Origin of the sequence: Endozoicomonas arenosclerae (assembly GCF_001562015.1) — a bacterium.
GTDB classification, from domain to species: Bacteria; Pseudomonadota; Gammaproteobacteria; order Pseudomonadales; family Endozoicomonadaceae; genus Endozoicomonas_A; species Endozoicomonas_A arenosclerae.
Window position 1 is genome coordinate 1 of the sequence record NZ_LASA01000139.1, and the last position, 18,634, is coordinate 18,634.

Sequence of the window (18,634 nt, forward strand, 5' to 3'; positions counted from 1 at the left end):
GAATACATGTATTGCCTGCCTATTCCCCAGAGCTCAATCCTGATGAATTTGTCTGGGGATTCCTGAAATCAGGATGTATAGGAAGAATGATCTTAAGAACGAAAGATCAATTCCTTAAAGCCATTTCATCAGGCCTTAAGAAGCTTCAGAGGAGTCAAGGTATCATTCTTGGTTTCTTTAGAGCAGAGCATACTGCCTATGCATGTTTGGAGACGTTTTCGGGTAGTTAATGCACATATCAATAATTATGGAATGCGTGCTAGAAAACTTGGACACGGATTGCTCCCTGAAGTTTTTCGAGATTAAAAAAAGGAACAGTTCAGCGTTTTCTTGGAAAAGTTGTTCTTCAGATCAGTATGGTTTTATTTGAATATATAACCATATTTTTCTTTATACCTTTTTCTCCATTCATTCCCATTCCTTAGACTAAGACGAATGTTCGCTCTTGGGATGCGATAAGAAAAATGGGAGGTATGAACAGTCGATGGGAAAGACCCTCAGGGCAAGAGAAGAGACTGTTCTTCAAAAGAAATATAAATCAATAACCGCCCAGTCTGATGACTGAGCGGTAAAGGCGTAGAAATTATCGGAGGGAAGTATCAGCTGGCAGGAGCAATTCGAAGCTGAATAACGCCATTATCCTTGATTTTCACATCACGGACTTCTGCCTGGTAATCCGCTTTGGCTGCATCGCCAGACAGTGTGATACGGGCAACAATGTCCAGACTTTCAGCATCAGAAAGACTGCCAGTGCCCATCATCATGGCGGCATTGTCGTCCAGTACCACCTCTTTGGGGAGATCACCCACCTGCAGAGGAATAGCGGCAATAGGAGGCTTTCTGACACCACTTTCGCGGGCAAAAACAATCACTCTGGCATTGGCCGGAAGATCTTTTAGTTCCGGAGCCAGCTCAACAGTAACCCTGATTTCAGCAACGGTCTCGCCCATTAGCTTACGGGCTTTAGCAATTCCGGCAGACAACGACTGTCGCGCAGCCATATCATTTTCAAACGACAGGGCCTTGGTCCAGGCTTGTACGGCTTGCTTGTAGTCTTCCTGTTCAAAAGCATCAATACCCTTAAGCCCTAACGCTGTCGTATTGCTTTCATCTTTGCTCAAGGCATCGCGATACAGACCACGGACTTCGCCATTGACCTGGTTTCTATTTGCCAGGAAAAGTGCCTGTGCCAATTGCGCTGCTGCCTGAGGGCTGCCTTCAGTCACAGTATAAAGCTGTTTGTAGGCGTTAATGCCTTTATCAACATCACCCATAGCCATGTAGCGACCAGCCAACATATACCAGGCTTGAGCACTTTCAGGGCGCTTGTCACTCCAGGACTCCAGAGTGGAAATCATTTCCTGGGGTGAGACATCCGGGTTCATCATCATCTCGGTGACGGACAGTTCAGTCTGCGCTCCCAGGTGAAGATAGATCGGTACTGCCATCACAGGAAGCAGTATGGCCAGAAACAGGGCTAAGCCCTTGTTACTGCTACTGATGTAACTGTGTTTTTCTTCCTTGTCAGCTACATCTTCAATCAGTTTCTTTTCCAGCTCGGTACGAATCAGCTCTGCATCATCTTCCGTAATCAGCCCTTGTTCGAGCTGTTTTTTCAACTCGGCTTCCTGCTCCTTGAAATAGGCAATATTGGAAGCTTTATCAGAAACGTCCTGATCTACTGTACGTCGGCTGCGAAACCACAGTGGCAGCACAATCAGTGCCATACCAGCAACGGTTAATACTGCAGCAATTATCCAGAACTGCGTCATTTATCTTTACCACCCAGTATCTTGTCCAGCTCAGCCCGGTCCTGCTCATTGAGATCCTGATCCTTTGTTTCGGGACGATGCTGCTTCAGGATTCTGAAGAGAATAAATACGCCCAGTAACAGCAGAATCAGAGGACCAAACCAGAGTGCAATAGTGCGGGCATCCATTCTGGGTTTATAGAGAACAAAGTCACCGTAACGATCCAGCATGAACTGGATGACAGTGTCATCATCAGCCTTTTCTTCCACGATCATACGATGTACTTCACGACGCAGATCCTGGGCAATAGGCGCATTGGAGTCAGCAATGGATTGATTCTGACACTGAGGGCATCGCAGCTCTTCATTCAGTCGGAAAAACTGCTCTTGCTGCTCGGGAGAGTCAAACTGATAGTTTTCAATAACACCGGCCCTGGCAGACAAGCTCACCAGAAGGACAGCAGTAAAAACCACCAGCATGTAGACACTGGCAGACTTAACGTATCGAAGGGTCATTTCACCAACTCCTTCTGTAGCGCGTCATAGCGAGGCTTGAGATCTTCTTTCCAGACTCGATCATCAATAATCCCGATATGCTTGTAACGGATGACACCTTTCTTGTCGACCAGGAAGGTCTCCGGCGCACCGTAGACCCCAAGATCCAGACCCAAACGGCCATCTTCATCAACAATGTTGAACAGGTAAGGGTCTTCCAGTCGATCCAGCCACTGAAGTGCGCCTTCACGCTCATCCTTGTAGTTGACCCCGACAATATTGATCCCTTCTCTGGCCAGTTTCATCAGGTAAGGGTGCTCAACTTTACAGGCTGGGCACCAGGAGCCCCAGACATTCAGCATCAGCACTTCACCTTTCAGATCACCTTCGGTTACCGCTTCTTGAGGCTGTTTCAGTTTTTTCAGACTGAATTCAGGCAACGGCTTATCCAGCAGCATAGAAGGCAGTTCACTTTTATTTTCCATGAACAGCCCTACGTAGAGCAGCACACAGAAAGTCAGAAAAAAGGTCAGCGGTAAAAACAGTTTCCAGCGCTTCAAGCCTGACCTCCTGTCGTGACTGTATCGTCCTGTGTTCCATTGCCGGACTTGGACTTGGCACCCATCAGTGCCTGCTTTTTCTTCTTGAGACGGACACGGTAACGTTTATCAGAGACCGCCAGCAGACCACCCAGTGCCATAAAGATGGAACCCAGCCAGATCAGACGAACGTAGGGCTTCACATAAAGTCGAACGGCCCAGCTGTCCCCCCCTAATGGCTCACCCAGAGCAACATAAAGATCACGGGTCAGGCCCGGGTCAATAGCCGCTTCCGTCATGGGCATGTTCTGAACGGTATAGATACGCTTTTCTGGCTTAAGAACAGTGATCTGTTTCTGATCCTTGAAGACACTGACTTTGCCGTAGTCGGCCACAAAGTTGGGGCCCTGACGCTGACTCACGCCATCAAAACGGAAGACATACTCACCTACCTGAGCAGAATCACCAGGGCTCATACGCAGATCTTTCTGAACGCTGTAGCCGGAAGTCAGAGCCACACCAATAAAGGTCACGGCCAGACCCAGGTGAGCCAACTGCATGCCGTAATAGGCAGGCTTGAGCTTTCTGAGACCTTTCAGGAGACCACTGTTACGGGTTTTGTTGCGAACATCTTTGCCAATGGTCAGCACCATCCAGAATACTAATCCCATGGCCAACGCCTCGCTGACCAGGAAACGATCACCGTACAGGAAGCTGAAGACGATACCGCCTATTACAGAAATAATGGCAATCCAGCGTACTTGCTGTTTCAGCCAGCTGACGGAACCTTTTTTCCAGTTCAGCAGAATACCAATACCCAGACAGGCAGCCAGCAGCATGGACAGCGGAACAAACAGCAGATTAAAGTAGGGAGGACCTACGGAAATCATGCCCATATCCAGAGCGTCCAGCAGCAATGGGAACATGGTGCCCAGTAAAACAGTGGCACAGCTGGTCACCAGAATAATATTGTTCAGCAGTAACAGCGTTTCACGGGACAACAGCGAGAAGCTGATTTTACTTCTTACTTCCGGCGCTCTGAAAGCAAACAGAGTCAGGGACGCTCCCACAACAACCAACAAATAACCCAGAATAAACAGACCACGCTGAGGATCACTGGCAAAGGCATGAACAGAAGTCAGTACACCGGAACGCACCAGGAAAGTACCGAACAGACTCAGAGAGAATGTGGTGATGGCCAGCAGCAATGTCCAGCTCTTGAACAGTCCCCGTTTTTCAGTTACGGCCAGAGAGTGAATCAATGCGGTACCGCTCAACCATGGCATCAGGGAAGCGTTTTCCACTGGATCCCAGAACCACCATCCACCCCAGCCAAGCTCGTAGTAAGCCCACCAGCTACCCAGAGAGATACCTGCGGTCAGGAAACACCATGCAACCGTAGTCCACGGGCGTGCCCAGCGAGCCCAGGCACTGTCGAGCTGACCACCCAGCAGTGCCGCAATGGCAAAAGCAAAGGCCACAGCAAAACCCACATAACCCATATACAGCATGGGAGGGTGCACAATCATACCCAGATCCTGCAGTAACGGGTTCAGGTCAGAACCGTCTGCCGGAGGGAATGGCAAAATACGAGTGAATGGATTAGAGGTCAGCAGGATAAACAGCATGAAGCCGACGCTGATCATACCCATGACAGAAAGCACTCTGGCAGAAAGTTCTGGGGGCAGCTTGCCACTGCGCAGAGCTACAACCTGTCCCCAACCGGTCAGGGTCAGGATCCAGAGCAGCAACGAACCTTCGTGGCCACCCCAGACGGCTGTGACCTTGTAGTACACAGGCAGTAAAGAGTTAGAGTTACTGGCTACATATTGAACCGAAAAATCATCAGTAACGAACGCGACGACCAGACACATAAACGACAATAGAACAAAAATAAATTGTCCTGTGGCCAGAGTCTTGCCGGTGGCCATCCAGTTCAGACGGCCATTGTAGCTACCCACCAGCGGTATGATACTTTGCAGTAACGCCAGGCAGGTAGCCAGGATCAGGGCAAATAAGCCCAGTTCAGGATTCATTATTGGCTCTCCAGTGGTTGAGACTCACTGCCTTTAGGCTGAAGGCTCTCTGGTTGAGCGTTCTCCTGTTGGTATGACGGGGTGCCATAAGTTTTATCTGACTTATCGCCTGACTTCGAACCATGAGCCTTGTCGATGGCTTTCTGTACTTCTGGAGGCATATAGTTTTCATCATGCTTGGCCAGCAGTTCCTCGGCTACAAAACGACGGTTTTCATCCAGTTTCCCGGTTCCGACAATGCCCTGACCTTCCTTGAAAAGATCGGGCAGGATCCCGGTATACTCCACTTCTACTTCCCCGTCACCATCACTGATGCGGAAAGTGACTTTCAGACTGTCAGGGTCACGCTTGACGGTACCGGGGACAACAATACCGCCACCACGAATTTTCTGGCCAATGGGCGCTTCACCACTGGCCATCTGGGCTGGGGAAAAGTAATGATTGATATTTTCCTTCAGGGCGAACAGGGCCAGGGCAACGGCAATACCGACACCGGCCACCAACAAAAGGACTAATAATAAACGCTGCTTACGAACTGGATTCATTCCACTTCTCCCTCACGGACACCCTGATTTTTAGTACTGACTTTAACTCGCGGCCCTGCTGCTTTTTTCTTTTCGCTTAAGTCATCTGTCGCTCCGGGCTGATGATCAGCTGCCGGGCTGTGACTCTTTTTATGGCTGAAGCTCTTTTTTTGGCTGAGACTATTGTTCTGGCTGAAGCTCTTGCTTCTGGACTGACTGCCACGCACCTGACGCTGGATCTGCGCAACAATTCTTTTTCTGGCTCGCAACGGTGAGATTATGTTGTAGGCAATGATCAACAGACCAATGCCATAGGTGGGCCAGACATACATTCCATGGCCATCCATATGTATCAAACTGGCAAAACTTTCAAAATACATATTTCTCAGTTCCCTGCCCCGGCCGCTACGATCTTGTGAACCCATTTGGTTCGGCGTTCACGGTCCAGAATTTCGGTTCTCAAACGGAGAATAAGGACCACAGTAAAAAACAGGTAAAAAGCCGCAATGCTGATCAGCAGTGGCCAAAGCATTTCGGGTGCCATGGAGGGCTTTTCAGTCAGCTTCAGTGTGGCGCCCTGATGCAGGGTATTCCACCACTGAACGGAAAACTTGATGATCGGGATATTGATCACCCCAACCAGAGTCAGAATGGCACAGGCTTTGGCAGCTGTATTGGTATTTCGGATCGCACCACGCAGGGCAATCACCCCCATGTAGAGAAACAGCAGTATGAGCATGGAAGTCAGACGGGCATCCCACACCCACCAGGTCCCCCAGGTTGGCTTGCCCCAGATAGCGCCAGTGACCAATGCCAGCAGGCAGAAAGATGCACCAATAGGCGCACAGCATTTCAGGGCCATGTCTGCCAGTTTCATCTTCCAAACCAGAGTGACGACACCGGCACAGGCCATCATGACGTAAATGGCCTGTGCCAGGAATGCTGTTGGAACATGCAGGAAAATAATCCGGTAACTGTTGCCCTGCAGGTAGTCCGGTGGAGTGAACATCAGGCCCCAAATCAAACCGCTAGCCATCAGCAGAGCAGCCAGAATGGCTAACCAGGGCAACCACTTGCCGCTGATCTCATAAAACCATTTGGGCGAACCCAGTTTGTGAAAAAAAGTCCAGTTCATTCTTTACTCTACCGTGACTCGTTCCTGTTGCTCTTAGCTGTCGGTACTTTCTGATCAACCATCTGCAACTATTCTCAGTGATGCGGCAATGGCCAGCGGGGCAAGACATAACCCCAGCATCAGCAGCGCTGCCATCCAGAGCAAATGCCCTGAGTAAGACATCCCTTCTACCGCTGTCTGAACAGCACCTGTCCCGAAAATCAGAACAGGAATATACAGAGGTAAAGACAGTAATGTCAGTAGTATTCCCCCCCTCTGTACTCGTACTGTCAAAGCTGCACCAATACCTCCTGCCAGGCTCATCAGGGGCGTACCCAATAAAAGGCTGAGCATCAGTGCCGGAAATGCCTGTGTGGGTAAGTGCAACATCAACGCCAGCAAAGGCGCCATGACAATCAATGCTACTCCGGTTGTCAGCCAGTGAGCTGATATTTTAGCCAGAACCAGCAATGGCAAAGGATGAGGCGACAATAAAAGTTGATCCAGTGAACCATCGTCCTGGTCACTTCGGAACAAAGAATCCAGAGACAACAGAACAGCCAGCAAAGCCCCAATCCAGACAATGCCACCCGCCAGCTGCGACAATAGCTCCTTCTCGGGGGCTATACCCAGCGGGAACAAGCTGGCCACCATTAAATAAAATGCTACCGGATTCAGTGTCTGCCCCGGTGTCCGAAACGCCAGAACCAGATCTCGTTTGACTAACTCAACAAAGGCTTTACTGCCTTCCAGGGAAGCCGCACTCATAGCCAGGCCTCCGAATCATCGTGAATCTCATCCTCATCCGAAACCCGGAAGTTCTCAAGGCGAAGCTTTCTTACACGATCAGATAACTTTGAGAGGCTCTGATGACTGGTCATAATCACGGAGCCTTCATTCTCAATATGTCTGGCGAGCAATTGCTCAAGCCAGCCTACCCCGTCAACATCAATCGCAGTAAAGGGTTCATCCAGAATCCAGAGCGGGGTTGCAGAGAGCGCAAGATCAGCCAGGGCCACCCTTCTGTGCTGACCTGCAGATAGCTGTCCACAGGGAATGTCTTCATAGCCCGCCAGATTAACTTGCTCCAGCGCGGAGAACACAAACTGGTCTGTGTAAGACTCGTTGCGAAGACGGGAGCGCCACAAAATATTTTCTACCGGTGTGAGTTCAGTTTTAACTGCAGGCTTGTGGCCGAAATAAAAAGTGGAAAGCCGGAAGTCGGCGTACACTCTGGAAAGCTTCTGTCCACGCCAGAGCACTTGCCCTCTGTAATCACCAGAAAGGCCCGCCAGCACTCTGAGCAGCGTGGTTTTCCCTGCGCCATTACAGCCTTCTATCTGTAACAGTTCACCAGGTGACAGTTGAATGGAAAGGTTTGAAAAAAGAACTCGGTCGTCTCGTTCACACCCCAGCTTCGCCACTTCGAGCAAGTCGTTGTCCCTTAAAAATCGGTCAGTCAGATGCACGATCCAGAGTGTTTAATCCCTCTGAACCCCTTCATGGCAGGCGCTTGCCAGTGCTTTTCAAGTTTTGAGATTAAAGCACCTGTTCAAAAAACACTCTAATCAGCCATGAAGTCGGGCAGGATTATATCGAAAAAAACGTTCATTCCGAAGTAATTAACTTTCAGGATCGGGTAAATGCATTGGCATTGACCTGCATCAAACTCATTATTTTTTTGTTTTTCACTGTAATGCAGTGTCAATCACAATGTTATTCAAACGCTTCAGAAGTTAGATATTGCTCACACTTTTTTGAAACAAAAATGTATCAATATTCCCGACTGAGCTTTATCCCTGTCGGTTGTTGACCCACCAGACAGCCGCTTCAACACGTGAACGAAAGTCCAGCTTTCGCAGCATGCGTTTTACGTGAACCTTGACGGTCCCTTCACTGATGCTCATCTTTCTGGCAATGACCTTATTGGCATCACCTTCCGCGATAAACTGCAGAACTTCCCTCTCTTTAGGAGTCAGCAAGTCTATCTTGCTGGCCTGACTGGAATCCGGCCTGAGTACAGCGGCTAATACTTCGGCCAGCCTGTCATCCACAGCCAACTTGCCCAGTGCAGCCTGAGAAATCTGACTGAGCAACTCTTCCGGCTCCATATCTTTCAACAGGTAGCCATCTGCACCTGCCCGAAACATGGCTGCAACATCATCCTTGTGCTCAGAAACAGTCAATGCCACCACTCGTGACGTCACACCTTCAGCACGCATCGCCTTGAGTGTTTCCAGACCATCCATGCCCTTCATATTGAGATCCAGAAGAATCAGATCCGGCTCCAGCTCAATGGCCAATTTCAGGCCTGATGCACCATCACCGGCTTCGGCGACGACCTTCAAACCTTCTTCTTCATCAATTAATTGAGCCAACCCCTTACGCAACAGTGGATGATCATCAATCAATAAAATACTTATGTCGTCCATCTTTCCCCTCATACCGATGAAAACTCAAGGCGTACCCTCGCACCTCCAAGATCGGAGGCTTCAAAATTAAGCTGACCACCCAGGCTTTCTGCCCGTTCCTGCATAATGGTGGTACCGTAATGACCCGGAGCGGTAATGTCTTCACTGAACCCGGTACCGTCATCATCTACCAACACCTGAACAATCCCGGGTGTGACCTGCTCACAGGTCACAGTGGCTTTTGTTGCTTCAGAATGCTGGATCACATTAACCAGACCTTCCCTGACAATCTGTAGAACATGGATTTGATGGTGGGCATCCAGATGACAAAACCGCAAACGGTAGTCCAGATCAAACTCAATGCTCTCATCACGCTTTCCATACTCTTCCATGGTTTGTTTGAGCGCCTCTTCAAGACTTCCCGTGGACATACTGAGACGAAAAGTGTTCAGCAACTCGCGGAGCTGGCGGTAGGCGTTATTCACACCCTCCCGGATTTCTTCCACGATTGAATGAACGGATTCATCAACCTCTATCCGGGTCAGAACCTTTTTCAGTCGGGTCACTTGAATCTTCTGATATGACAGAGCCTGCGCCAGAGAGTCATGGAGCTCTCGCGCAATCACTGCGCGCTCTTCCATCAAAAGCAAACGCCTTTCCTGAGTCTGGTAACCACTGCGGTACAGGGAAGAAGAAACAATATCGCCAAAAGTCCGCAACCACTGTCGACTTTCTTCCGTCAATGTCTGATCAGGCATCAGGGAAATATGCAGATAACCGTAGCCCTGATCATGCTGACTCAGCGGGAACTGAATGTCGGATGTGGGCACACGAACACAACCTTCGCATTGTCCTATATCGCAGGCGTCATTATAGGAGTCGCTCTGAGGATAAATTCTCTGCAGTCTCATACTGCCAGCATTACCCGTCAGGCAGACATAAGCACTCTTTAGCCCCAGCAAAACCTTCCACCTTTCCAGCAGGATCATCAACTGCTGCTCGTCATAGGGATTCATACCCAGAGTCTGGGATGATTCATACAACAGTTGCAGTGCAGTATTGGACTGTTCCAGTGAACAAGTCTGCCGCGATACCTGCGCTTCGAGATCGCCATACAATATGGAAAGACTTTCAGCCATGGCCGAGAAGGTTGCCGTCAGCTGACCCATTTCATTGGTGTCCTGATAATCCAGGCGAACATGATCAAACTCACCACGACGGACTTTTCTGGCTGCTTTACTGAGCTGTTCAACCGGCTTGATCAGGTTCAGTCGGATATAGCGAACCGTCATTGCCCCAATAGCCAGAATGGAGCAGAGCGAGAAAATGGCCAGTATCACCAGCCAGTGCAGCTTGCGCTCAGTGTTTAACTGCAATGCATTGACCAGATCATCTATACGGTCAACAAAGCCTGGCACTTTAACAGAAAACTCATGCCAGCCCGTTTCATCATTCAGCAGCGGTCTCATCTCACTTTGCCACTCACCCGCCAGCGCGGAATAGCGAGTACCAATAATATCGGTTCGGCCACCCAGACGAAGAAGCGTCTTACTGGTAAGACTGTCGTCATAGTCCTTGATCAACTGAAGCAAATGTTTGCTGTCGGGAGATTCCTGAGAACTGATCTGGTCCGATAAACGCCAGGCCTGCATTCTCAGGGATCCGGCAATATTAATAGCTGCAGCATCACTTTCGGTAGTCGCGGCAAACCACAATGAACCGCTTACGCTCAACAGTCCTAAAAAACAAGTGGTAACAATGGCTGCGAGTGCCTTGTATCGAATTGGCTTCAAATCACACTCCCATCTCAGCCATTCAGCTTTAAAACGACCATCAAATCGGACACATAAAACAAAATTTCTACCTACCTCTAAAGACCTGAATCATTTGTGAACTCGATGCATCAAAAGTCCGAAGCCCACTACTACGCCAACGCTTCAGTTAAGCTGCGCAGAACCACTACCCCCTATGAGGTATGGAAGCTTTACCCCTCTCTTATAAACGCTTTAACAGGGGCTTTTTTGTACGTTAATCCTGATTAAGATAGCGATGAACAAAGCCTGAAAGAGCCTGAAATTTACTCAACGCCGAATACAAACTGGATCGCACTGCCATGAAGGCCACAACACCATGAGTCAACAGGTAGACCTTGACCGTCGCCGGTTCTTTACCGGGAAAATACTTTCATCACCCAGAGTGAGGAAAGACTATTTCAATCGTTCAAGCCTGTCCCGGACTCGCAGTGACACCGTACTTCCAGTGCGTCCACCCTGGAGTGTTCAGGAACAGCTATTTACAGATCTTTGTACTCGCTGTAGCGACTGCATAGATGTCTGTGAAACAGGGTTACTGGTTCAGGGGTCAGGAGGCTTTCCCGAAGCTGACTTCAAGCGGGCAGGCTGCTCTTTTTGTCAGGCATGCGAAGAAACCTGCTCATCAGGAGCCATTCGCAAGCTTAACGACACCCCTTGGAAACTGGAACCCGTGATTTCCGAGCAATGTCTGGCACTGAACCGGGTGCATTGTCGCACCTGTTCGGAAATGTGTGAGCCATCGGCTATTGAGTTTCAACTGAAACCCGGGGGGGTAGCTCAACCTTCCATTGACTCTGATCCATGCACAGCCTGCGGAGAATGCGTTTCTTCCTGCCCTGTGGATGCGATCACCATGACAGGTAACTAAACAGCCAATGGCAGTATTCAACATAGAAGACACTGGCGATTCGCACTGCAGCATTTCAGGGCTGGCCGTCCAGATAAATCCCAACAGGATGATGGACGTAAAAGAGCAACTGCACAAGCTGCCGGGTGTTGAGGTTCATATCACGGATCCCACCGGAAAAATGGTAGTGACCGTTGAGGAAGAGCCTGGTGAACGCACCATGGTCGACACCATGACCCGGATCAGCCAGGTGGATGGCGTGATATCCACGGCCCTGGTGTACACCCACCAGGAATAACAGCAAAAGATAATGATTCAGGCATAAATGAATCGCCTGAGCAGAAAGCCATGAGCCAATGACGCCATGGACGAAGCAACCCGTTTTAAGACCCAGGAAACCACCATGAAACAAAGTCGCCGCGACTTTATCAAGAGCAGTGCTGTAGCCGCCACTGCCGCTGCAGCCGGTGTCAGCATGAACGCTGGAGCCACCAACCTGATTACCAGCAGCAAAGAGACCGAGATCAAGTGGGATAAAGCCCCCTGCCGCTTCTGTGGTACTGGCTGCTCTGTTCTGGTGGGCACCCAAAAGGGTCGAGTAGTGGCCACACAGGCTGACCCTGAAGCGCCGGTCAACAAAGGTCTGAACTGCATAAAGGGATACTTCCTGTCAAAAATCATGTACGGCAAGGATCGTCTTGAAACGCCTCTGCTGAGAATGAAGGATGGCAAGTTCGACAAAAATGGCGATTTCACTCCTGTCTCCTGGGATAAAGCCTTTGACGTCATGGCAGAGAAATGGAAAGCGGCCATGACTAAAACCCGTAACTCCGATGAAATGCCACCGGTTGGTATGTTCGGTTCCGGCCAGTGGACTGTCTGGGAAGGTTATGCGGCTTCCAAATTGATGAAAGCAGGCTTCCGCTCCAACCATATCGACCCGAATGCACGACACTGCATGGCTTCTGCGGTGGTAGGCTTTATGCGCACCTTCGGTATCGATGAGCCAATGGGTTGCTACGACGACTTTGAAAACGCCGACGCTTTTGTACTCTGGGGCTCCAACATGGCGGAGATGCACCCGGTACTCTGGTCAAGACTGGCTGATCGTCGTTTATCCCACCCTCACGTAAAAGTGGCGGTGATGTCTACCTACAAACATCGCTCTTTTGAACTGGCTGACCAGCCTATTATCTTCAGCCCTCAGTCTGATCTGGCCATTGGTAACTACATTGCCAACTACATCATCCAGAACGGCAAAGTGAATCAGGACTTCGTCAAGAAGCACACTGTTTTCCGCAAAGGTGTCACTGACATTGGTTACGGTCTGCGTCCGGATCACGAGCTGGAGAAGAAAGCCAAGAATCCGGGCAATGGTGGCGCCAGCCCCATTAACTTTGACGAGTTTGCCAAGTTTGTCAGCGAGTACACCGCCGAGAAGGTTTCCAAACTTTCTGGTGTGTCTGAAGAGCAGCTGGAAGAGCTGGCCAAACTGTATGCCGATCCAAAGATCAAGGTTATGTCTCTCTGGACTATGGGTGTAAACCAGCACACCCGTGGTGTCTGGATGAATAACATCATCTACAACCTGCACCTTCTGACAGGCAAGATCTCCGAGCCGGGTAACAGTCCTTTCTCCCTGACCGGTCAGCCTTCTGCCTGTGGTACTGCAAGGGAAGTGGGAACTTTTGCTCACCGTCTGCCGGCTGACATGGTCGTAGCCAACAAGGATCACCGCGACTACGCTGAAAAAGCCTGGAAACTGCCTGAAGGCACTATTCCTTCACAAGTGGGCTACCATGCTGTTCTTCAGAACCGCATGCTGAAAGACAGCAAGCTGAATGCTTACTGGGTAATGTGTAACAACAATGCCCAGACCGCACCGAATATTAATCATGAGACGCTGCCAGGCTACAGAAACCCTGACAACTTCATCGTGGTCTCTGACCCATACCCGACCCTGACCGGCCAGATTGCCGACCTCATCCTGCCTACAGCCATGTGGGTAGAAAAAGAAGGTGCCTACGGAAACGCCGAACGCCGTACCCAGTTCTGGTATCAACAGGTGAAAGCACCGGCTGAAGCCAAATCTGACCTCTGGCAGCTGATGGAATTCTCCAAACGCTTCAAGGTGGAAGAAGTATGGTCTGACGCCCTGCTGGCTAAAAACCCTGAGTATCGTGGCAAAACTTTGTTTGATGTTCTGTACGCCAATGGTCAGGTAGATCAGTTCAAACTGGATGAAATTCCGGAAGACCGCCTGAACGACGACGCCCGTGCATTTGGTTTCTATACCCAGAAAGGTCTGTTCGAAGAATACGCCTCCTTCGGCCGTGGCAAGGCACACGACCTGGCCGAATTTGATCGTTACCACAAAGAGCGTGGCCTGCGCTGGCCTGTGGTGAACGGAGAAGAAACCCGCTGGCGCTTCAAGGAAGGTTCAGATCCTTATGCCAAAGCTGGGAGCGATTTCGACTTTTATGGCAAACCGGACGGTAAAGCCTGGATTTTTGCGCTTCCTTACGAGCCACCTCATGAGGCTCCGGATGAAGAGTTTGACCTCTGGCTGTCCACAGGCCGTGTTCTTGAGCACTGGCACTCTGGCTCTATGACTCGCAGGGTTCCTGAACTCTATCGTTCTTACCCGGATGCCCAACTGTTTATGCATCCTGATGATGCAGCGGAACGAGGCCTGCGTCGCGGAGATGAAATCAGAATCACGTCCCGCTATGGCGAAGTCCGCACCCGAGTTGAAACCAAGGGTCGTAACCGCCCACCCAAAGGACTGACATTCATGCCGTTCTTCGATGCCAGCCAGCTGACCAACAAGCTGTTACTGGATGCGACCGATCCACTCTCCAAAGAGACGGACTTCAAGAAAACCGCCATCAAGGTTTCCAAAGTCTGAGATCGGTAAGCCGGGAGTGTCTGGAACCCACCAGACACTCTCTCAGGAAACAAACAGCCATGAATCAGAAATGCAGCCCCTCTTACAAAGCCTGTAACCGCTGCATTGATCAAGTAAATGGAATATAGCCATGAACAAAATGATGAGTGCCTTGCTGGCGTTGGCCATTAGCCTGCCCGCCTTCGCAGAAATGGTTAACACCAACGAGATTGGTGGGCTGGAATCGCTCAGAAAAGAAGAAGTCAGTGTTGAGCCACAAGCTGAATACATGAAGAAAGACCAGGAAGGTTCAGCCATGGGTCGTGAATTTGTGGATATGCCTCCGCTGATTCCGCACTCCGTTGACCGCTATCAAGTGGACAAGAACGCCAACAGCTGCCTGCGCTGTCACAGCATGAAAAATGCGGATAAATGGGGTGCTACCAAAATTGCCGTTTCTCACTACAAGAATCGAGAAGGCCAGCAGTTGGCTGATGTAGCGCCTAATCGCTACTTCTGTCTGACCTGCCATGTTCCTCAGAAGGACGCTAAACCTCTGAAGGAAAACACTTTCGAACCGGTTGAGTCTCTTAAGAAGCACTGATTTAAGGAAGAACTGATTATGAACAAAGTGCTTTTACTGGCAAAACAGCTTTGGCAGTTCCTGCGTCGGCCCAGCGCCAAGCTATCTGTTGGTTTGATATTGGTGGTTGGCTTTGTTTCAGCCTTTATTTTGCATGGTACTTACAGTGCCACCATGAAATACACCAGTACTCTGGAATTCTGCTCAAGCTGCCACACCAATGATGTGGTGCCTGAATATCAGGAAAGCGTGCATTTCAGCAATGCCTCCGGTGTTCAGGCTGACTGTGCCAGCTGCCACCTGCCTAAAGAATTTCTGCCGAAAATGACTCGTAAGATTCAGGCCAGCAGAGAAGTCTTTGCCCACTTTACCGGCAAGGTGGATACCCCGGAAAAGTTTGAAGCCCACAGAAGGGAAATGGCCGAACGGGAATGGGCTCGGATGGAAGCCAATGATTCCCAGGAGTGTCGTAACTGCCATACCCAGGAGTCCATGGAGCTGTCAGAACAGTCACTGCTGGCGGTCAAAAACCACACGGCTGCAGAGAAGAATGGTGAAACCTGTATCCAGTGCCATAAAGGCATTGCTCATAAGCTTCCGGATATGACCGGTGTACCTGGCTGGGAATAGTTTATAGCTTCATCCTTTTATTTGCTCCTGCAATAAAAGGATACAAGCCATCCATGGCCATAAAAAAGGCGTCGAAAGACGCCTTTTTTAATTGTCTCAGACCGACTTACTGTAACTGCATCGCCGAGAAGGTTTGCAGATCACTCATATCTTCAATCTTTTTCTTTTCCGGTTTCCAGCTGATCACTTCTTCCTCAGCGCCAAGGTCTGAGTGCAGAGTGACGGGAAAATCCAGAGCCAGCCACGAGAAATATCCATCTCTGAAAAAGAAAACTCTTTTGTAGCCCCAGAGTGCAGCAAGATAACTCGCTATCGCCCCTCGCATGTGATACGTGCTGTTGCCATAGATGACAATAGGCGTCTTTTTATCAAGAGTTCCTGGCATAAACAACTGTCTGAAACCGGCTCTGAGATCGAGGCTGTGAGAGCGATCAATGTGACCCCACTCCCATTGCTGATAAGGCCTTACATCAATAAACAGTGCACCCAGCTCGTGAAGACGCTTGGCCTGATGAGTGTTGATGGTTACGACATTCTTGATATTGACTGGTGCTTCCTGAGCAGACAGGAAGCAGGAGGCCAGGGCCAGGAAGCACCCCGCTAGATAAGAATTCCATTTCATATTAATACAGGTCCGTTATAAGACTACTTAATAAAAAAGTATATGGAGCCAGGACCTGCGTACTTGGAACAATAGGAAGCAAAAAGCTTACTGCTCACAGCAACAGAGCATATAGAGTGAAAAAATACCGCTTACTCTATAAAACGTTCATTCCAGCCACAGGCTTTGGAGAAACAATGACCTTGGATAGAAACAAAAATGCTTACTTCAGAGCCCGGGGACCCTATACTTGAGGGTCCCTGACTGGAGCCTGACCGAGGATAGCGCTCGAGCATAAAGTTCAGTAGAACGAGTCAGATTTTTCGTTGGATTTGTGCGAATAGTTGTCCTATTTAAACAAATTCAACGGAAAATATGGCCGTTCTTTCTGGACTTTAGGCCGAGCTGTCTATTCTTGGTCAGGCTCCTACCCTAACCAGTGATGGAGCTTGGCCCTTAATCTGACCGCTGCCTGGGAGTGAATCTGACTGACTCTGGACTCGCTGACGCCCAGAACCTTACCAATCTCTTTGAGATTCATCTCCTCATCGTAATAGAGCATCAGGACCAGCTTTTCTCGCTCGGGTAACTTCTCTATAGCTTCTACCAGGGCAAACTTGAACTTCTCTTCCTGAATATCGGCGGATGGACCCCGATCTCCAGAGCGGGCCTGCATTCTGGACTCTTCACTGTCAAACAGTTCTTCAAAGCTGAACAGTCTGCAGCCACGGAGATCGCTGAGAATGGTGTAAAACTCGTCCAGATTCACTTCCAGCTCCTGGGCGACTTCAAAATCTCTGGCGTCTCGACCCAAACGGGCTTCTACCTTCTGAATCGCTTCAGTTACTTTACGGCTGTTCCTGTAAACCGACCTTGGACCCCAATCTCCTTTACGGATTTCGTCCAGCATGGCACCACGAATACGGATACCGGCAAAAGTTTCAAAGCTGGCGCCTTTGGTAGCGTCGTATTTGGAGGCAGCCTCCAACAGACCAATCATTCCCGATTGCACCAGGTCATCAATCTGAACACTGGCTGGCATTCTCGCTGCCAGGTGATTGGCAATCCTTTTTACCAGAGCTTTATGGGTTTCAACCATTTCGGTCTGAATCAACTTCTTATTCTTTTCCTGATTGGCGTTAGTTGCCTGCACTCCCTGTGCTGTAGCATCCATGCTTATACCCTCTCTTTTATTCTTGTTGGTAAGAAGAACTCGATACGACCTCTTGGTGGTGTCACGGGTATTGCCATCATTTGATGAGCAATACGGTATATAGCTTTTGAAGCCCGACAATCAGGACTGGACTCTAAAAGAGCTTGTTGACGGGTTAACGATTCTGCGACGGCCTTGTCGAATGGAATCGCCCCCATATATCGAAGAATGATTTCTACTTCATCACTCAAGTGGGATTGCAGCCGCTCAAACTGGTTTGAACCATAGCGACGATTGTTTACGGCATTAACAATCACACCAAAGCGACGTACACCGTATATTCTGTAAAGCACACGGATCATTCTTACAGCATCCAGCAGTGACAGAATTTCCTGATTAATGACGATCAGAATTTCACCCGCAGCCTGAATCAGTGCAACATTATCAGGTGCCAGCCCTGGAGCTGTGTCGATCACAAGAGTATCCAGGGTGGGTGCCAGTGATTCCAGACTGTCTATCATTCGAACCGCATGACCGGTTTCAATAGTCTCTCTCCAGATGGGCTCCCCCCTTGGAGACAAAACCTTCACACCTGAAGGACCTTCCTGGATAAAACTTGAAAATGAGTCATGAGTATCGAAGTGAGTGACATCCAGCTTCTTTTCCAATCCAAGACTGATTCCAACATCAGGAACGGCAAGATTGCCATCCATTAGAACTACACGTCTTCCGTTGTTTGCAAGAGCCAGCGCGAGATTGACTGCGACCAATGTTTTACCTACTCCACCTTTACACCCCGCAACTGCAATAATCTGTTTTGTTGATGAGTTCATGGCTTTCAGCTTCTTTTCAGTGGGTACTGCCAATGAGTTACTGCATAAGATCTGGAATCAAAAAACATTTTTCTTTTTTAATGCCCTGTACCTTATTAATAACAAGAGCCGTGCCAATTTTTTAAAATGCCTGTTTTTCAGGCATAGCCACGCGATTGACGTGACATCATTTTGACCAGACCTTTCGAACATCTCATAACCAACTGTTTTTATTGGACTTTATTTTTATCAGTCGAATTACTGTCACGTTACTTTTTTGACAGAGTCAAGATCACTGTCAGCAAGCAGACATCAAATGTCGTTTCATTGAAAAGTACAAAGCAAGTTATTTGACACTGTCATTTTATAGTGACGAATTGCTGTCGTATGAAAATTTTCAACCAGACAAAAACTGTTATTTAATTGACCCAATCTAAA

The 18,634-nt window shown here is 49.2% G+C and carries 20 protein-coding genes; 6 read left to right on the top strand and 14 right to left on the bottom strand.

The window, feature by feature from the left end; translation table 11 throughout:
* A partial coding sequence (locus WG89_RS21180) for a transposase (protein WP_172806882.1) occupies window positions 1-230 on the top strand: 230 nt, incomplete at its 5' end.
* Window positions 231-599: 369 nt separating this feature from the next.
* Here WG89_RS21180 and ccmI read toward each other — a convergent pair.
* From ccmI to WG89_RS21235, 11 genes are all read right to left on the bottom strand, one after another.
* Complete coding sequence (gene ccmI / locus WG89_RS21185; protein ID WP_062269556.1) at window positions 600-1,772, bottom strand: c-type cytochrome biogenesis protein CcmI; 1,173 nt, start codon at window positions 1,770-1,772, stop codon at window positions 600-602.
* Window positions 1,769-2,266 (bottom strand): cytochrome c-type biogenesis protein, encoded by a 498-nt coding sequence (locus WG89_RS21190; RefSeq protein ID WP_245662950.1) that lies wholly within the window; start codon window positions 2,264-2,266, stop codon window positions 1,769-1,771. Before WG89_RS21190 ends, ccmI begins: the two co-directional genes overlap by 4 nt.
* Complete coding sequence (locus WG89_RS21195) at window positions 2,263-2,805, bottom strand: DsbE family thiol:disulfide interchange protein (RefSeq protein WP_062269557.1); 543 nt, start codon at window positions 2,803-2,805, stop codon at window positions 2,263-2,265. Before WG89_RS21195 ends, WG89_RS21190 begins: the two co-directional genes overlap by 4 nt.
* A complete protein-coding gene (locus tag WG89_RS21200; protein WP_062269558.1) occupies window positions 2,802-4,820 on the bottom strand; it encodes a heme lyase CcmF/NrfE family subunit in 2,019 nt (672 codons plus the stop codon). The genes WG89_RS21195 and WG89_RS21200 overlap by 4 nt, the downstream gene beginning before the upstream one ends.
* On the bottom strand, window positions 4,820-5,365 hold the full coding sequence (gene ccmE / locus WG89_RS21205; protein WP_062269560.1) for a cytochrome c maturation protein CcmE: 546 nt from the start codon (window positions 5,363-5,365) through the stop codon (window positions 4,820-4,822). Before ccmE ends, WG89_RS21200 begins: the two co-directional genes overlap by 1 nt.
* Complete coding sequence (gene ccmD / locus WG89_RS21210) at window positions 5,362-5,724, bottom strand: heme exporter protein CcmD (RefSeq protein ID WP_062269562.1); 363 nt, start codon at window positions 5,722-5,724, stop codon at window positions 5,362-5,364. Before ccmD ends, ccmE begins: the two co-directional genes overlap by 4 nt.
* Before the next feature lie 5 nt (window positions 5,725-5,729).
* Window positions 5,730-6,479 carry a heme ABC transporter permease gene (locus WG89_RS21215; protein WP_062269564.1) on the bottom strand — a complete coding sequence of 250 codons (750 nt, stop codon included), beginning with the start codon at window positions 6,477-6,479 and terminating at the stop codon, window positions 5,730-5,732.
* A 54-nt stretch (window positions 6,480-6,533) separates the two neighbouring features.
* Complete coding sequence (ccmB, locus tag WG89_RS21220) at window positions 6,534-7,226, bottom strand: heme exporter protein CcmB (protein ID WP_062269566.1); 693 nt, start codon at window positions 7,224-7,226, stop codon at window positions 6,534-6,536.
* Window positions 7,223-7,891, bottom strand: a complete 669-nt coding sequence (ccmA, locus tag WG89_RS21225) for a cytochrome c biogenesis heme-transporting ATPase CcmA (protein ID WP_062269567.1) — start codon at window positions 7,889-7,891, stop codon at window positions 7,223-7,225. The genes ccmB and ccmA overlap by 4 nt, the downstream gene beginning before the upstream one ends.
* Window positions 7,892-8,251: 360 nt before the next feature.
* A complete protein-coding gene (narL, locus tag WG89_RS21230) occupies window positions 8,252-8,890 on the bottom strand; it encodes a two-component system response regulator NarL (RefSeq protein ID WP_062269569.1) in 639 nt (212 codons plus the stop codon).
* 8 nt (window positions 8,891-8,898) lie between these two features.
* Window positions 8,899-10,662: a histidine kinase gene (locus WG89_RS21235; protein WP_062269571.1), complete on the bottom strand. Its 1,764-nt coding sequence runs from the start codon at window positions 10,660-10,662 to the stop codon at window positions 8,899-8,901.
* 337 nt (window positions 10,663-10,999) lie between these two features.
* Here WG89_RS21235 and napF point away from each other — a divergent pair, with 337 nt between their 5' ends.
* The 5 genes from napF to WG89_RS21260 all read left to right on the top strand — a co-directional run bounded on the left by napF (window position 11,000) and on the right by WG89_RS21260 (window position 15,630).
* The gene (gene napF / locus WG89_RS21240; protein ID WP_062269572.1) at window positions 11,000-11,551 is read left to right on the top strand and encodes a ferredoxin-type protein NapF; all 552 of its coding nucleotides are present in this window, start codon (window positions 11,000-11,002) and stop codon (window positions 11,549-11,551) included.
* A 7-nt stretch (window positions 11,552-11,558) separates the two neighbouring features.
* Window positions 11,559-11,828, top strand: a complete 270-nt coding sequence (locus tag WG89_RS21245) for a chaperone NapD (RefSeq protein ID WP_062269574.1) — start codon at window positions 11,559-11,561, stop codon at window positions 11,826-11,828.
* 105 nt (window positions 11,829-11,933) lie between these two features.
* Complete coding sequence (gene napA / locus WG89_RS21250) at window positions 11,934-14,438, top strand: nitrate reductase catalytic subunit NapA (RefSeq protein ID WP_062269584.1); 2,505 nt, start codon at window positions 11,934-11,936, stop codon at window positions 14,436-14,438.
* A 130-nt stretch (window positions 14,439-14,568) separates the two neighbouring features.
* On the top strand, window positions 14,569-15,021 hold the full coding sequence (locus tag WG89_RS21255; RefSeq protein ID WP_062269576.1) for a nitrate reductase cytochrome c-type subunit: 453 nt from the start codon (window positions 14,569-14,571) through the stop codon (window positions 15,019-15,021).
* Window positions 15,022-15,039: 18 nt separating this feature from the next.
* On the top strand, window positions 15,040-15,630 hold the full coding sequence (locus tag WG89_RS21260) for a NapC/NirT family cytochrome c (RefSeq protein WP_153301734.1): 591 nt from the start codon (window positions 15,040-15,042) through the stop codon (window positions 15,628-15,630).
* 106 nt (window positions 15,631-15,736) lie between these two features.
* Here WG89_RS21260 and WG89_RS21265 read toward each other — a convergent pair whose 3' ends face one another.
* The 3 genes from WG89_RS21265 to WG89_RS21275 all read right to left on the bottom strand — a co-directional run bounded on the left by WG89_RS21265 (window position 15,737) and on the right by WG89_RS21275 (window position 18,217).
* Window positions 15,737-16,252 carry a rhodanese-like domain-containing protein gene (locus tag WG89_RS21265; protein WP_062269578.1) on the bottom strand — a complete coding sequence of 172 codons (516 nt, stop codon included), beginning with the start codon at window positions 16,250-16,252 and terminating at the stop codon, window positions 15,737-15,739.
* Between the two features lie 406 nt (window positions 16,253-16,658).
* The gene (locus WG89_RS21270; protein WP_079253970.1) at window positions 16,659-17,405 is read right to left on the bottom strand and encodes an RNA polymerase sigma factor FliA; all 747 of its coding nucleotides are present in this window, start codon (window positions 17,403-17,405) and stop codon (window positions 16,659-16,661) included.
* Window positions 17,406-17,407: 2 nt separating this feature from the next.
* Window positions 17,408-18,217: a MinD/ParA family ATP-binding protein gene (locus tag WG89_RS21275; protein WP_062269580.1), complete on the bottom strand. Its 810-nt coding sequence runs from the start codon at window positions 18,215-18,217 to the stop codon at window positions 17,408-17,410.
* Window positions 18,218-18,634 lie beyond the last annotated feature (417 nt).